The 15,928-nt window shown below is 45.5% G+C and carries 13 protein-coding genes; 6 read left to right on the forward strand and 7 right to left on the reverse strand.

What is annotated here, in order from left to right; translation table 11 throughout:
- Positions 1-2 precede the first annotated feature (2 nt).
- The 4 genes from L4C42_RS01320 to L4C42_RS01335 all read left to right on the forward strand — a co-directional run bounded on the left by L4C42_RS01320 (position 3) and on the right by L4C42_RS01335 (position 3,783).
- Positions 3-1,244 (forward strand): CinA family nicotinamide mononucleotide deamidase-related protein, encoded by a 1,242-nt coding sequence (locus L4C42_RS01320; RefSeq protein ID WP_418641543.1) that lies wholly within the window; start codon positions 3-5, stop codon positions 1,242-1,244.
- Positions 1,245-1,435: 191 nt separating this feature from the next.
- Positions 1,436-1,675 (forward strand): hypothetical protein, encoded by a 240-nt coding sequence (locus L4C42_RS01325; protein ID WP_353498453.1) that lies wholly within the window; start codon positions 1,436-1,438, stop codon positions 1,673-1,675.
- Between the two features lie 187 nt (positions 1,676-1,862).
- Positions 1,863-2,882 carry a DUF2804 domain-containing protein gene (locus L4C42_RS01330; protein ID WP_429759003.1) on the forward strand — a complete coding sequence of 340 codons (1,020 nt, stop codon included), beginning with the start codon at positions 1,863-1,865 and terminating at the stop codon, positions 2,880-2,882.
- A 28-nt stretch (positions 2,883-2,910) separates the two neighbouring features.
- A complete protein-coding gene (locus L4C42_RS01335) occupies positions 2,911-3,783 on the forward strand; it encodes a sterol desaturase family protein (RefSeq protein WP_353498455.1) in 873 nt (290 codons plus the stop codon).
- A gap of 110 nt (positions 3,784-3,893) precedes the next feature.
- Here L4C42_RS01335 and L4C42_RS01340 read toward each other — a convergent pair whose 3' ends face one another.
- From L4C42_RS01340 to ubiG, 6 genes are all read right to left on the reverse strand, one after another.
- Positions 3,894-4,103, reverse strand: a complete 210-nt coding sequence (locus tag L4C42_RS01340) for a hypothetical protein (RefSeq protein ID WP_353498456.1) — start codon at positions 4,101-4,103, stop codon at positions 3,894-3,896.
- Between the two features lie 305 nt (positions 4,104-4,408).
- Complete coding sequence (cspE, locus tag L4C42_RS01345) at positions 4,409-4,621, reverse strand: transcription antiterminator/RNA stability regulator CspE (protein WP_353498457.1); 213 nt, start codon at positions 4,619-4,621, stop codon at positions 4,409-4,411.
- Between the two features lie 278 nt (positions 4,622-4,899).
- Complete coding sequence (gene yfaE, locus L4C42_RS01350; protein WP_353498458.1) at positions 4,900-5,175, reverse strand: class I ribonucleotide reductase maintenance protein YfaE; 276 nt, start codon at positions 5,173-5,175, stop codon at positions 4,900-4,902.
- On the reverse strand, positions 5,175-6,308 hold the full coding sequence (nrdB, locus tag L4C42_RS01355; RefSeq protein ID WP_353498459.1) for a class Ia ribonucleoside-diphosphate reductase subunit beta: 1,134 nt from the start codon (positions 6,306-6,308) through the stop codon (positions 5,175-5,177). Before nrdB ends, yfaE begins: the two co-directional genes overlap by 1 nt.
- A gap of 89 nt (positions 6,309-6,397) precedes the next feature.
- Positions 6,398-8,686, reverse strand: coding sequence for a class 1a ribonucleoside-diphosphate reductase subunit alpha (nrdA, locus tag L4C42_RS01360; RefSeq protein ID WP_353498460.1), 2,289 nt, complete (start codon positions 8,684-8,686; stop codon positions 6,398-6,400).
- A gap of 548 nt (positions 8,687-9,234) precedes the next feature.
- Complete coding sequence (gene ubiG / locus L4C42_RS01365) at positions 9,235-9,945, reverse strand: bifunctional 2-polyprenyl-6-hydroxyphenol methylase/3-demethylubiquinol 3-O-methyltransferase UbiG (protein ID WP_353498461.1); 711 nt, start codon at positions 9,943-9,945, stop codon at positions 9,235-9,237.
- A 390-nt stretch (positions 9,946-10,335) separates the two neighbouring features.
- Between ubiG and gyrA the strand changes: the two genes are divergently transcribed.
- Complete coding sequence (gene gyrA, locus L4C42_RS01370; RefSeq protein ID WP_353498462.1) at positions 10,336-12,969, forward strand: DNA topoisomerase (ATP-hydrolyzing) subunit A; 2,634 nt, start codon at positions 10,336-10,338, stop codon at positions 12,967-12,969.
- Between the two features lie 219 nt (positions 12,970-13,188).
- Entirely contained in the window at positions 13,189-13,755 is a 567-nt protein-coding gene (locus tag L4C42_RS01375) for a sugar O-acetyltransferase (protein WP_418641541.1), read from the forward strand.
- A 61-nt stretch (positions 13,756-13,816) separates the two neighbouring features.
- Here the strand turns inward: L4C42_RS01375 and L4C42_RS01380 are convergent, their stop codons facing one another.
- Entirely contained in the window at positions 13,817-15,826 is a 2,010-nt protein-coding gene (locus L4C42_RS01380) for a methyl-accepting chemotaxis protein (protein ID WP_429759008.1), read from the reverse strand.
- Positions 15,827-15,928 lie beyond the last annotated feature (102 nt).

Consider the following 15,928-nt stretch of genomic DNA (forward strand, 5'->3'; position numbering starts at 1 on the left):
TCATGCCTAAAATAGCGATGCTGAGTACTGGAGAAGAGGTTCTATATGGTGACATTGTGGATACCAACGCCGCTTGGCTCAGTCGTGTCTTTTATGAGCATGGGTTTTCCATGTATAAGCGCTCAACGGTAGGCGATCAGCGAGCGTCTTTGCTGCAAGAATTGGTAATGTTGAGTCTCAACTTAGACGTGGTCATTGTGAATGGCGGTTTAGGACCTACATCGGATGACTTGAGTGCAGAGGTAGCAGCGGAAGCAGCGGATGAGCCTTTGGTATTGAATCAAGGGTGGCTAGATAACTTAAAATCCTTCTATGTAAAACGCGGTAAACTGATGCCTGAGAGCAACATCAAACAAGCGATGTTGCCTGCGAATGCTTCAGTAGTGGATAACCCAATCGGCACCGCTTGTGGCTTCAAAATGATGATTAACGATTGTCTGTTTTACTTCACGCCTGGTGTGCCGAGCGAGTTTAAGAAGATGGCTATCGAGCAGATCATTCCCGATCTAAAAACTCAGTTCCCGAATCAACAGGGCAGAGTATGTCGACGTATCTATACGTTTGGTCTGTCTGAATCTGGTATTGCTGACACGCTATCGAATTTACAGCTTCCTGCCGATTATGAGCTTGGTTACCGCTCTTACTTGCCGTTCATTGAAGTAAAGTTGTTTGGACCGTCTGATGATTTAGAAACGGGTGCCCGCGTACTCGCCATGATAGAGAAATTGCTACACAGCAATGTGGTTAGTGTTGATGAACCTATGTTGGATCGTATTGGGCAACTGGTTGAGCTGCATAAACCGATTATCGCTATCTCGGAACACTCCACCAAGGGTTGTTTAGCATCTTGGTTGCAAGACAGTGAGAAAGTATCGCAGTGTTGCGGGGCGACGTGGATCTTAGGTTCAAAAACCGCGTCTCCGTTAGATCGTGATAGCGAACAATTGGGCGCAACGTTAGCGCTTGCTGGAGCGACCAAAGGGAACTGCTCGGCCGATATCGCCATCTCGACTGGTAAACTAGAGAATGAGCAGTTCTCTGTTGCGATCTCAACACCAAAAGGAGAGTGGGGGCAGACACTCAAACTCCAAAGAAGCTATAACCAAAAGAGTGTCAAAACCGTGATCAGTACGGTAGCTGGCGACATGCTACGTCGATACCTAGACAATCAACCGATGTTTCCTGACTATGGGTTCTTGACTAGAACCCAAGACATATTCCTGCCGCTTGATAAGCTGTCTTGATTCATTGGTGCTGAAATGCGATTGGTTGAATATGCTATTTAGTTATTTATATATGAAAATTGGATCTAGCTCACAATAAACTGATCTCTAAAGGGAATTTCAAATTCTCATTTTTGAGAGTAGCTGTTTTTCTCCAATTGATTAGAATCAATGTTCACCCTAAATATGGTGGTGTGCAGGAGGGGGGAGATATGATCCAACAATCTAAAATAAGAGTGTTTTATCAAGTAGCTAATGAGCAAATCATGCTTGGTGAAGCGTTCAGTAAAAAGTATGGTGATATAGCAGCTATGTGGTTGAAGGCTCCTATGGAAGAAATCCTGTCCGACGATGGTTTCCGAATCTCGCTTTATGACGATGGTGGTCGTCATGTCGCCGATAAGAGCGTATCTATGGGTACCGCCGATTCAATTTTGTCGACAGTCGATTAAAAAAATTCATTCCTTTTGGGCTGACCTATGCGTCAGCCCTTTCTTTTTGTGCCACATTATTCACGTTGTTCTTAACGAATTTTATTGAAACTGTGATCGCTTTGGTGCTTTTGCTCTAACGCTCGTCTAGAACATAGAATTTGACTCATACTTGTACAATCTATCACCACACTATAGGTGTTCGAGTATGGAACTCTCGTCAATTCAGCAAATTAAAACCTTAATCGATGAGACTGGTCGCCCATTGCAGGGATATCTCACTTCAATACCAGAGCAGCTGGACGTAGAGAGTTTTCGCTATTTCTCTACCATGGACAAACAGCGCAGTTCGGTCGCTAAGTATTTCCACTACAAACAGTTCCAGTTCATTAGCGTGTTTACGCCAGATTATGTCATTGGGTTTGCCATTGCTGATATACGTTATGTAGGCAACAGCTTCTGTTATCTCTATGACATCAAGCGAGATGAGTTGCTTGAACAAAGTTGGCTTCGGCCTTTGGGGCTCGGCTACACGATGACGCCGTCGCCTTGGCAAGGGAAAGCCGTATTTAACGGTGGTGCTCTCGCTTTGCAAATCGAAGAAGGTGTTTGGAGTGTAGTCGTTAAGTCTAAGCATTTCTCTATGGACATCACTCTGACGCCACCCAGTCATGACAGTGCTCCAATCATGGTGTGCTCACCGACTGGTTACTCAGGCTGGACCTATACTCAGAAGCACAATGCGCTGGATGTCTCTGGCAGTTTGAGTGTAGCTGGCAGTTCAGTGTCGCTGAGCAATGCGCGGGCTGGCTATGACTTTTCTGCGGGGTTTATGCGCCGTGAGACAAGTTGGCGTTGGGCGAGTATCAGCGCAGATTCTAACGGAACCCGAATAGGGTTAAACCTCGCGGCAGGCGTGAATGAAACTGGAGTGAACGAAAATGCCTTATGGATAGATGGGCAAAGAATACTTCTTCCTGCTGTACTGTTTGAATTTGACCGTCAAAATCCAGATTCTGCCTGGCGAATTTATGATTCTAATGGACAGATTGACCTTCGCTTTAGCCCCAAGACCGTGCGTAAGGAGCAACTCAATCTGTGGTTACTTAAAAGCAACTTTCGCCAATTTATAGGTATGTTTTCTGGGACTATTTCATTATCAACCGAAAAGACCTATCAGATCGAGAACGTATTGGGTCTGACGGAAGATCATTACGCCAAATGGTAAACGTTGACCCGAGAGAGTAGAAAAAAGGATGAGTATGGAAACCCTCGCCGACAAACCTGAATTGTTATTAATAGCTCTAGCACCCATTTTTATTCTCATGATGGGACTGGAGTATTGGTTTGGGCAAAGAAGCGACAAACTACCAGCATCAGCGCGATACACTGTTAAAGAGTTAGTCTGTAATTTTTCTCTAGCGGGACTACATCAACTGTCTGACTTATTGGCGGGTTTGTTCATCGCTAAGCTTTATTTGCTTGTGTTTGGGTGGAAACTATTTGATATAGAAATGTCGCTTACGATGTTCCTGTTACTCATGGTGCTACAAGATTTCTTTTACTACTGGTTTCACCGCGCCAGTCATCGAGTGCGTTGGATGTGGGCGGCTCATGTCGTTCATCATAGCTCAGAGAACATGAATTTCAGCACCGCGTTTCGCCAAAGCTTAATGTATCCGCTGGCTGGCATGTGGTTATTTTGGATGCCCCTCATCATTATTGGCTTCGAACCTAAATGGGTAGTGTTCGTGGTTTTGCTTAACTTGGGGCTTCAATTCTTTGTACATACCCAGTGGATTCGTAAACTTGGCCCTTTAGAATGGGTGTTTAACACGCCCTCCCATCACCGAGTACATCATGGGGTCAATGCTCAGTATATCGATAAGAATTATGCTGGCATATTAATTGTTTGGGATCGTATTTTTGGGACGTTTGAACCAGAAGTTGAAGAGGTTCGATATGGTATCAGTAAGCCGGTGAATAGTTTTAACCCTTTTGTGGTTACGTTTCGTGAGTGGAATGAAATAGTGAGAGCGCTGTCTCGAAGAGACATGAGCTTCAAGCAAAAAATGACGATTGTCTTATCGCCACCAACAGACAGAGATGTGGGTAAAATAGTCAAGTAAGGTTTGAATCTCACTATAGAAGTCGGCTCAACGAGGGCACCTTCTAACGGTACGAGTTGGCTATAGTGAATTCACATGAAAAGCTTAAAGAATCTGGGGTGAGGAATGCCCTAGGTTAACAGGGAAAAGTGACCAATAATCTGTTCATGTCGGTCTGTGATCACTCCACATTGGGTAAGTTCACAGTAGCTGAAGTCTATATGTAAGTCTTTGGTTCTCGCTTTACTTAGAAAGTGTCTAAGTAAGATATCGCTATTGAGTTGATGTGTTTCGGTTTCCCAAATGTGGTTATCGATGGTGGATTTGAATACTATTTTCATGAATCTCCGATTTTAAATTTCTGGTATGTTTGCTTGCTTCACGATTTTGATAAAACCAGAAGCGCTTTCTGCCGATGGAACGAGACATAATTTGCCTTATTAGTTGGTTTGAATATAGGTGTAGTGCACTCAGTGTTATAGATTAACTCAGTGAGCTTGCTTGTTGAAAAATGTGTAGCGAGAACTTAGAGAGGTTGGACTGTGCTAGAAGATTTCGAGAGGCTTGCAGTACGGGAGCGATTAATTACTGAGCGGTAAGCAAACAAGTGGAACAGTCAGCAACCGCTCCACTTGTTTTTGAACTATTACAGAGCTACAACGTTTGCAGCTTGCAGGCCTTTTTGGCCTTGTTCTACTTCAAAAGACACTTTTTGGCCTTCTGTAAGTGTTTTGAAGCCTTCAGATGCGATAGCACGGAAGTGAACGAATACGTCTGCACCGCCGTCGTCTTGAGATAGGAAGCCAAAACCTTTCTCTTCGTTAAACCATTTTACTACGCCGTTTACTTTGTTAGACATGATGTGTCCCTTATTACTTAAAAAATTGATGCAAAATTGCATGAACTGCTGGGTTTAGACTTATTAAATACATCGATGAAGCATAGGGAAACACTGAGGATTACAACAATAACGAAGAGATTCTGAGAGTTTTACTTTTACAACTGAAGATTTCACTTAATACCGCTAAACAGCAGAAGGGGCTCAGTATGGGGCTTACTTCACCGGATGTAAAGGAATAATTTGTAGTTAAAAGTAAAAAGCGGCTCGATTGAGCCGCTTTTATGAGAGGTGCTGAACTAAGCACGCTTCTTTATTTGATGCGCAATATTGTCGAGCTGAATGTCAGTTTTCGCACGACAAATACAAGGCAAAATCTCGTTTGCTTGTGTGTAAGCCATCGCAAACCCTACGTACTCCACTTCGCCAGAGACCAATGTGCAGCGACAGGCACCGCAGTGACCATCTCGGCAGTTATACTCTGGCTCTAACCCAGCTTGTTCCATTGTCTCTAGGACGGTGTTGGAAGGGTTAGACTCGATCGTGGTGATAGAGTTTATCTTGATGGTTGGCATTAAAGTTCGAAGCCCTCAAAGTCGTCTGCGCTTACTTCGTTGTCGATTTGACCGACAAGGTAAGAACTGATTTCTGCTTCTTGCGGTGCAACCTGTACGTTATCAGAAGACAGCCAAGCATTGATCCAAGGAATTGGGTTCGATGTTGCTTCTGGGTAAGCGGCACCAAGACCAACGGCCTGCATGCGAACGTTGGTGATATATTCAACGTATTGGCATAGGATGTCTTTGTTTAGACCAATCATAGAGCCGTCTTTGAACAGGTACTCTGCCCACTCTTTCTCTTGCTCTGCCGCTTCTTTGAATAGGTCGAAACAGTCTTGCTTGCATTCTTCAGCGATTTGCATGAATGAGAAATCGTCTTGACCGTTGCGAAGCAGGTTAATCATGTGCTGAGTGCCAGTTAGGTGCAGCGCTTCATCGCGAGCAATAAGCTTGATGATTTTCGCGTTACCTTCCATCAGCTCACGCTCTGCAAATGCGAACGAGCAAGCGAAACTCACGTAGAAACGAATCGCTTCTAGTGCGTTCACTGACATCAGGCATAGGTACAGCTTTTTCTTCAGGTCGTACAAGTTAACTTTAACTTCTTCGCCTTTGATGTTGTGCGTACCTTCACCGAAACGGTGGTAGTCGTTTGTCGCTTGAATCAAGTCATCGTAGTAATGTGCGATGTCTTTCGCACGCTTTAGGATGTGCTCGTTTTCAACGATATCGTCAAAAACCACACCTGGATCGTTAACGATGTTACGAATGATGTGCGTGTATGAACGAGAGTGGATAGTCTCAGAGAACGACCATGTCTCGATCCACGTTTCTAGCTCAGGCAGTGACACAAGCGGTAGCAAAGCGACGTTAGGGCTACGACCTTGAATCGAGTCTAGAAGCGTTTGGTACTTCAGGTTACTGATGAAGATGTGCTTTTCATGCTCTGGAAGCTTGTTGTAGTCGATGCGGTCGCTTGAAACGTCCACTTCTTCTGGACGCCAGAAGAAGCTAAGCTGCTTTTCGATCAGCTTTTCAAAAATTTCGAATTTTTGTTGGTCGTAACGCGCAACGTTGACTGGTTGACCCAGGAACATAGGTTCTTTAAGCGCGTTATTTTTAGTTTGGGTAAAAGTACTGTAAGCCATGATGCTGCAATCCTTTTTAAGCCCTTCCCTCACAAGGAAGGGCAGAGAAATCTAATCTTAAATGCTGTATTGAATGTGTGCTTTGCACATTAGATCTTACAGCCACCGCCTGCACAATCGTCGTCTTGCTCGACCACTGCTGCTTTGTCGTTCTGGTCGTCTTTCGCGCCGTCACGAGTATTATGGTAGTAAAGTGTCTTCACACCAAACTTATACGCAGTTAGCAGGTCTTGAAGCAGTTTCTTCATTGGCACTTTGCCACTATCGTAGACGCTAGGGTCGTAGTTAGTGTTGGCAGAGATAGCTTGGTCAACAAACTTCTGCATGATACCGACAAGGTGCAAGTAACCATCGTTACCACCGATGTTCCACAGTAGCTCGTAGTTCTCTTTTAGGTTGGCAAAATCTGGCACAACCTGCTTCAGGATACCGTCTTTCGACGCTTTCACTGATACGTAACCACGCGGTGGCTCAATACCGTTGGTTGCGTTAGAGATCTGCGAAGAGGTCTCTGAAGGCATTAGCGCAGTCAGTGTTGAGTTACGTAGACCGAACTCCATGATTTCTGCACGTAGCTCATCCCAATCGTAATGAAGTGCTTCGTCACACACGAGATCAATGTCTTTCTTGTACGTGTCGATTGGCATCAAGCCTTTCGCGTAGTTTGTCTCGTGGAACGATGGGCAGCGACCTTGCTCTTTTGCAAGCTCGACAGACGCTTTCAGTAGGTGGTACTGAATCGCTTCGAACGTGCGGTGAGTGAGGTTGTTTGCGGAACCATCCGAGTACTTAACACCATTTTTCGCCAGGTAGTAAGCGTAGTTAATCACACCAACACCCAGAGTACGGCGGTTCATGGTTGAACGGTATGCCGCTGGTAGTGGGTAGTCTTGGTAATCGAGCAGTGCATCAAGTGCACGAACCACTAGGTCAGACAGATCTTTCAGATCGTCAAGCTCGTTAATCGCACCCAAGTTGAATGCAGATAGCGTACATAGCGCAATCTCACCTGATTCGTCTTCCACGTTTTTCAGTGGCTTAGTTGGCAGTGCAATCTCAAGACATAGGTTAGATTGACGAACTGGTGCAACCTTCGAGTCAAACGGGCTGTGAGTGTTACAGTGGTCGACGTTTTGGATGTAGATACGACCGGTAGACGCACGCTCTTGCATCAGTAGCGAGAATAGCTCGACCGCTTTCACCGTCTCTTTCTTAATTGACGGATCGTTCTCGTACTTAACGTATAGACGCTCGAACTCATCTTGGTCTTCGAAGAATGCGTCGTAAAGACCAGGAACGTCTGATGGCGAGAACAGCGTAATGTTGCCGCCTTGAACAAGACGTGCGTACATCAGTTTGTTCAACTGAACACCGTAGTCCATGTGACGTACACGGTTCTCTTCAACACCACGGTTGTTCTTAAGAACCATTAGTGATTGTACTTCGCCGTGCCACATAGGGTAGAACACCGTCGCCGCACCGCCACGCACACCACCTTGAGAACAGCACTTAACCGCTGTTTGGAAGTATTTGTAGAATGGAATACAGCCAGTGTGGAACGCTTCGCCGCCGCGGATTTCAGAACCCAAAGCACGAATACGACCCGCGTTGATACCGATACCTGCGCGTTGTGATACGTAGCGTACGATAGAGCTTGCCGTCGCGTTAATAGAATCTAGGCTGTCACCACACTCAATCAGAACACAAGAGCTGAACTGACGAGTAGGGGTACGTACACCAGACATAATTGGTGTAGGTAGAGAAATTTTAAATGTCGATGTTGCATCATAAAAGCGCTTGATGTAGTCAAGACGCGTCTCTTTTGGATACTTGCCAAATAGACAAGCCGCAACAAGGATGTATAGGAACTGTGCACTTTCGTAGATTTGACCGCTTACACGGTTCTGTACGAAGTATTTACCTTCCAGCTGTTTGACCGCAGCGTAAGAGAAGTCGTGATCGCGAGTGTGGTCGATGTAATCGTCCAGCTCTTCAAGCTCAGCTTTAGTGTAGTCTTCAAGCAGGTGCGCGTCATACTTACCCATTTCAACCATTTTCGACACATGGTCGAACAGCGCTGGTGGCTCATACTGACCGTACGCTTTTTTACGTAGGTGGAAGATAGCCAAGCGAGCTGCTAGGTATTGGTAGTCTGGTGCGTCTTCAGAGATAAGGTCTGCTGCAGACTTGATGATAGTTTCATGGATGTCAGACGTTGTAATGCCATCGTAAAACTGGATGTGAGCCTTAAGTTCCACCTGCGATACAGAAACGTTGTCTAGGCCTTCGGCAGCCCATGCGATAACGCGGTGGATTTTTTCGAGATCAATACTTTCTTTGCGGCCATTACGTTTAGTAACGGAAAGTTGCTGGTTCATTCTGAGGTGTTCCCTAACAAAACAATATGAAACCTCGCTTTTATGAAATTTTGTTGAGTCTTAGCGAAGGCTTCGTGATCAATGTCACCCTATGAAAATTGGCTTCCAACACAAGATATAGGGGTCATTTGGTTTACGGGTTACAAGATAGTGCTATATAGCGAGATTTTCAAGTTCGGCGATTTGAGGAAACTGTGGATAACTAGGGGAAAGAAAAAAATACGTTAGTAGATACTTACCATGGAAGTTAGACCCGTATTAGTTGTACAAAAACACGTGCTAGCAGATCGGTTTCGTTTTAAACAATGTGAAAAAAAATTCCTTGATCTTTGGCAAGTTTTGGCTGTTATTGATGAGGGGATTAAAAGTGCGATTTCAGTACACAAAACCGACGAAAGTGTCTTGTTTTTGTAAACAAATTGTGGCCGCTCGTTAACGTGATTTGCAGCACTAATTTGGCGTGCAATTTCCGCTCGCCAAATTGGTGCTGGTACTAGATATTGTGTTTGATTAGTTCGTGTCTATGACCAACTAATACACTGCAGCCTTTAGAGAGACTTTTCAGTGTAGACGATGTAGTTAACGTCTACACGTTTACCTAACTTGTAGCTATCCGTTAGCGGATTGTAGGAGAGGCCGGTGATGCCTTTTTCAATCAGCTCGGTGGCATCAATCATCTTAATAAGCTCAGAAGGCTTGATGAACTTGTCATGGCTATGAGTGCCGTCTGGAACAATTTTAAGTAGCTTCTCAGCACCAACAATGGCAAACAAGTAGGATTGTAGGTTGCGGTTAAGCGTAGAGAAGAACACTTGACCACCAGGCTTGACGAGTTTGGCACAAGAAGCAATAACGGATGCTGGATCTGGAACGTGCTCAAGCATTTCCATACAGGTCACTACGTCGTATTTACCCGCGTTTTCGGCAGCATGCTCTTCAACCGTGCTTTGAACGTAGACGAGCTTAGTGCCAGTCTCTAGGGCATGTAAACGCGCGACTTCCAGTGGCTCCTTGCCCATATCCAGGCCAGTGACATTAGCACCTTGCTTGGCCATGCTCTCTGCCAAGATACCGCCACCACAACCCACATCGAGTACGGTTTTGCCGAAAAGGCCATTGGCTTTTTCTAACACATAGTTAAGGCGCAGTGGGTTGATTTGATGCAGAGGTTTAAACTCGCCCTCTAGGTCCCACCAACGGCTTGCCATCTCTTCAAATTTTCTGATTTCGTCTAGATCGACGTTTTGTTGCTTATCCATCTGTGCCAATTCTCTGTTCCGACAATTCTGTGTTCCGATTAACTTTAGCTCCGTTCATGCGTAGTTCTGTTCAAACGTAGCTCCGGCCATTTTTCACACCGGTATGGCGCGGAAGTATACCGCAATTTCAATTGGGAAAACCTACCCAGTGAGCATAATTGGTGCATTTGTGGCTTGCGGCCTACTTAGCTCGAACATTTTGAGTGTTTTTTCGCCATTTTTCAGAGCCATAGATTCAAAATGTGCAAATTGTGGACGTTTGAATCACAACCAAGGTCACAACATAATAAAAGGGAAGGGAAAGTGATGCCGAACCCACTATTCTTGTGTTATATTTTGTCACCTTATACGTATCAATATACGATCAAAATATAGAGGGATATTGGCTCTATGAGCGATCTAGCTAAAGAGATCACGCCCGTAAACATAGAAGATGAGCTGAGAGGCTCATATCTCGACTACGCGATGTCAGTTATCGTGGGTCGTGCTCTTCCAGATGTGCGTGATGGCCTAAAACCAGTACACCGCCGCGTTCTGTTCGCGATGAATGTGCTAGGTAATGATTGGAATAAACCATATAAAAAGTCTGCCCGTGTTGTCGGCGACGTAATCGGTAAATATCACCCACACGGTGATAGTGCTGTATACGACACTATTGTTCGTATGGCTCAGCCGTTCTCGCTTCGCTACATGTTGGTAGATGGTCAAGGTAACTTCGGTTCCATTGATGGCGATTCAGCGGCGGCAATGCGTTATACCGAAGTCCGCATGGCTAAAATCGCTCATGAGCTATTAGCAGACCTAGACAAAGAAACCGTTGACTATGTTCCTAACTATGATGGAACAGAGCAAATTCCAGCGGTTCTGCCGACTAAGATTCCAAACCTACTAGTAAACGGTTCTTCTGGTATCGCAGTAGGTATGGCAACCAACATTCCACCGCATAACCTCAATGAAGTTATCGATGGCTGTTTGGCATACATCAAGAACGAAGACATCTCGATTGATGAGCTTATGGATTACATCCCGGGCCCAGATTTCCCGACAGCGGCACTGATCAGTGGTCGTAAAGGCATCATCGATGCTTACAAGACGGGTCGTGGTAAAGTCTACATGCGTTCTAAAGCAGAGATCGAAGAAGACAAGAATGGCAGAGAAACCATCATTGTTACCGAGATCCCTTATCAAGTGAACAAGGCTCGCCTAATCGAAAAGATTGCAGAGCTTGTTAAAGATAAGAAAGTAGAAGGCATTAGCGCACTACGTGATGAGTCTGATAAAGACGGTATGCGCATTGTTATCGAATGTAAGCGTGACGCAGTAGGTGAAGTGGTTCTAAACAACCTGTACTCACAGACTCAGCTACAAACTACGTTCGGCATCAACATGGTTGCCCTAAACAATGGTCAGCCACAGCTGTTCAACCTTAAGGACATGTTGAAGTGCTTCGTTGATCACCGCCGTGAAGTTGTGACTCGTCGTACTATCTTCGAACTTCGTAAAGCAAGAGACCGTGCTCATATCCTTGAAGCGCTATCCCTAGCCCTTGCGAATATCGATGAAGTTATCGAGTTGATTAAAAACGCACCAACACCTGCAGAAGCAAAAGTTGGTCTGGTTTCTCGTGGTTGGGAACTAGGTAGCGTAGCATCAATGCTAGAGCGTGCCGGTACTGACGCGGCTCGCCCAGACTGGCTAGAAGACCAATACGGCATCCGTGATGGTCTGTACTACCTAACTGAGCAACAAGCTCAAGCGATTCTAGAACTTCGCCTACACCGTCTAACCGGTCTAGAGCATGAGAAGATCCTAGAAGAGTACAAAGCACTTCTAGAAGAGATTGCAGAATTAATGCACATCCTTTCTAGTACAGAGCGCTTGATGGAAGTGATCACCGAAGAGCTAGAAGAAGTTCAAGCGACCTACGGTGACGAGCGTCGCAGTGAAATTACGGCTGCCGTTCATGACATTGATATGGAAGAGCTGATCGCTCGTGAGGACGTAGTAGTAACGCTGTCTCATGAAGGTTACGTAAAGTATCAGTACCTAAGCGACTACGAAGCTCAGCGTCGTGGTGGTAAAGGTAAGAGTGCGACTAAGATGAAGGAAGAGGATTACATCGAGCGTCTGCTTGTTGCTAACACTCACGACAACATCTTGTGCTTCTCAACTCGCGGTAAGACTTACCGTCTGAAAGTATATCAATTGCCACAAGCGAGCCGTACTGCTCGTGGTAAGCCTATCGTTAACATTCTTCCACTAGAAGAAGGTGAGCGTATCACGGCTATCCTGCCAGTGTCTGAATTCAGCGCTGACAAGTTCATCTTCATGGCGACTGGCGACGGTACAGTGAAGAAGACATCACTAGACCAGTTCTCTAACGTACGTGCTAACGGCCTAATCGCTGTGAACCTGCGTGACGATGACTCGCTGATTGGTGTGGATATCACTAACGGCGACAGCGATGTGATGCTGTTCTCGAAGCAGGGCAAAGTGGTTCGCTTTAGCGAAGACAAAGTCCGTGCAATGGGTCGTACAGCGGCAGGTGTTCGCGGTATGAAGCTAGCTGACGATGACCAAGTTGTGTCTCTGATTGTTCCTTCAAACGAAGGCGACATTCTAACCGTGACACAAAACGGTTACGGCAAGCGTACTGAGCTTGAAGAGTACCCAACTAAGGGTCGTGCAACGCAAGGTGTGGTTTCAATCAAAGTCTCTGAGCGAAACGGTCCTGTGGTTGGCGCTGTCCAAGTTGAAGAAGGCGACGAAATGATGATGATCACCGATGCAGGTACGCTAGTACGTACTCGCGTTGCAGAGGTGAGCCAAGTCGGTCGTAACACTCAAGGCGTAACACTAATCCGTACGGCTTCTGATGAGTCTGTAGTGGGTCTACAACGCATCGATGAAGTGGAAGAGCTAGCGGAACTTGAAGGTGAAGAGGGTACCGAAGGCGCGGTAGCAGATGCTGCAGCAACCGATACTCCTGAAGCACCAGCAGCGGACGACGCTTCTGAAGAGTAATCAGATACTCGAATGATAGAAAACCTGCCTTATGGCAGGTTTTTTTTTGATCTAATCACTTCAATTAGTTATCGATATCGCTACATGTATTTATGCCAAAGTCTTTCTGAAAACTCGGTTTGATTAGCTTTCTACTCGCGTGTAGAGATGGATGAAAAGCGATGTGGGAGAGTGCTACAATGCCGCTCATAATAACTCACTAAGAACTAAAGAGATAACATGACCGAATTTGAAAAGATGCTTGCTGGCGAAGAGTTTGATGGTGGCTCGGAGAGCATTAATAAAATCCGTCAAAATGCAGCGGATTTACTACAGGCCATCAATCAAAATACTAACGAAGCGCAACGTGGTGAGCTGTTTCAGCAACTCATGGGGAGTATGGATGGATCTAGCATTATTCGTTCACCTTTTTACTGTGAGTTTGGTAAAACGATTTCGATTGGCAAGAAAACCTTCCTCAACATGAATGTCACCATACTCGATGGCGCGAAAATCACCATTGGCAACAACGTGTTGATTGGTCCCAATACCCAGTTCTACTGTGCAAGTCACGACTTAAACTACTTAAAACGCCGCAGCTGGGCGACACAATGCACCCCCATTGCCGTCGAAGATGATGTGTGGATTGGGGGCAATGTGGTGATAAACCAAGGTGTGACTATTGGCGCTCGCTCAGTGATTGCAGCGAACTCTGTGGTTAATTCTGATGTACCACCAGACTCGCTTTACGGTGGCACGCCCGCCAAGTTTATTCGAAAGATTCACGAAAATGAGCAGGAGAGTTAGAGTCTTTCTTGTATAGAAAAAGGGCTCAAATGAGCCCTTTTGATGTTTCATCGCAAAGGATTTAGCTTACTTTAAATTTACCAATCGTCTTTTTAAGCTCTTCCACCATTTCAAGCTGCTTGTCGATTTTGCTTAGCATCTTGCGTGTGTCTGCGACACTGTCTTCGGCTAGCTGATCCACAGAGACGGTCTGCTGACTGATTTCGCCAGAGGCAATAGCTTGCTCATTCACCATGGAGGCGATCTCTTGAGATTGAGAGTCGATCATTTCCATCGTTTGATGAATTTCGCGTAGCTTATTGTCGACTTCAGCAATCATATCCACGCCTTGCTCGGTTTTAGAGCGGCCAATGCGTAGTGAATCTACCGCGTTAGCCGCAGAGCTTTGTAGCGTGGCGATGATGCCTTCAATATCAACAGCAGACTGTTGAGTGCGCTGGGCGAGGGTACGAACTTCATCGGCAACGACCGCAAAACCACGCCCTTGCTCACCAGCGCGAGCAGCTTCAATCGCGGCGTTGAGCGCGAGTAGGTTCGTCTGCTCGGCGACGCCTTTAATTACCTCAAGCACACTAGTAATGGCGGTAGCATTGTCATTAAGAACGGCAACCACTTCCTCTGATTTTGAGACATCTTGGTAGATGTCATTCATCAGATTGCTTGCGTCGTGAGTCAGTGTTTGACTCTGCTGAGAGCTCGTTGACGCATCTGAAGCATGCTGTTGTGCTGTCTGTGCATTGTCCGCAATACCACTGATCGTTTGTGACATTTCCGTCGAAGCTGTGGCGATTTGCTCAATGTAGCTTTTTTGACTAGCGATGGTGTTGCCAAAGTGTTCAGCGATACGATGCAGTTCAATCGCGTCGTTAGTGACTTGCTCAGTGGTTCGAAGGCTAAGCTGCGTGGTCTGCTGGATATCGTTGACAAAGAGGTTAAACGAGCGACTCAGCTTGCCTAGCTCATCATCATGTTGGTATTCCAAACGCTGGGTTAGATCGCCTTCGCCCACAGCTATATTGTCCATAGCGGTGACAACATTATTTAAAGGTTTAGTTAGGAAGCGATTAATAATGACTAACATAGCAATGCCACTGATGATCAGCACCAACAGAATTACCGTGACGGTTCCCCAAAAAGTAGCTTGAATTGGATCGGTAATTAAGCTCTCTGGCACCATGAAGCCTACACGCCAATCAAGTTCGAGAGTTGGGTCAGTAACGGCTTCGACAAATACTAGGTGCGGCTCACCGTTAAATGATACAGAACCTATAGTTTGTAGCTGGCGGCTGACTTGACTTTGAAGCTCGGCAAATCCAGAGGTATTGGCAAACACTTTGTCAATGTCGGCGAGCGTCGGCAGTGTCGACATGTCAATACGGTCTTGAGTATCGTTAAATGCGATGATGTCACCATCCGAAGCAATTAAAAAGCCAGTACCAACACCTTGATAGCGCATCTTATCAATCAAGCCTTGCTTAATCTCTGTCCCTAGAATATCAATTCCCAAGACACCAATAAGCTGCTGCTTATTATCTTGCACCGTGGTTTTAATTGAAGTAACAATACTCTTATCGTTAGCATCAATTTGTGGTTTTGTAATGAAAAGACGGTCTTTTTCTAGTGCTTCAAACCACCAAGGTCGCTTGGTAGTGTAATAGTCAAGGTTGTTATAACGGCCGTTGAGATCGAAATATTCATGAGTATTGGCTGGAGCGTAGAAGACCGACTTGATCAGTGGATCGTGCTTAGAAATAGATTGAAAGGTATCAACTATCGACTGATAGGTAGGGTCGCTATCTATGTTAGAACCCCGCTGAGTATAGTTGGCAAACCAGTTGTTAATAAACGGGTTTTCTGCCAAAGTTGTGACCACACGTGAGCGCTCGCGAAAGAACTCGTGAATGGAGCGTACGGTTTTCTCAGTAACTAACTGAACTTCCTGAGTTACTTGACTCTCTACAGAAGCGGAGCGCTGATTAACAATAAAATAGGAAGCGAATATCGATATCGTTACCATAATAGCGGCGATCGCTAGCACTAACTTCTTAGCGATCGAGTCCATCAATCTCATAAATACTCCTTAAATTTAGAAGATTGCACGTATATTTTTGGGTGTCCTAGTGGATAGGCGGCTATTTTCACACAGACAGAAAATATTTAAAACAAAATATAA

The sequence above is a fragment of the Vibrio wakamikoensis genome, from assembly GCF_050337275.1.
GTDB lineage: Bacteria > Pseudomonadota > Gammaproteobacteria > Enterobacterales > Vibrionaceae > Vibrio > Vibrio chaetopteri.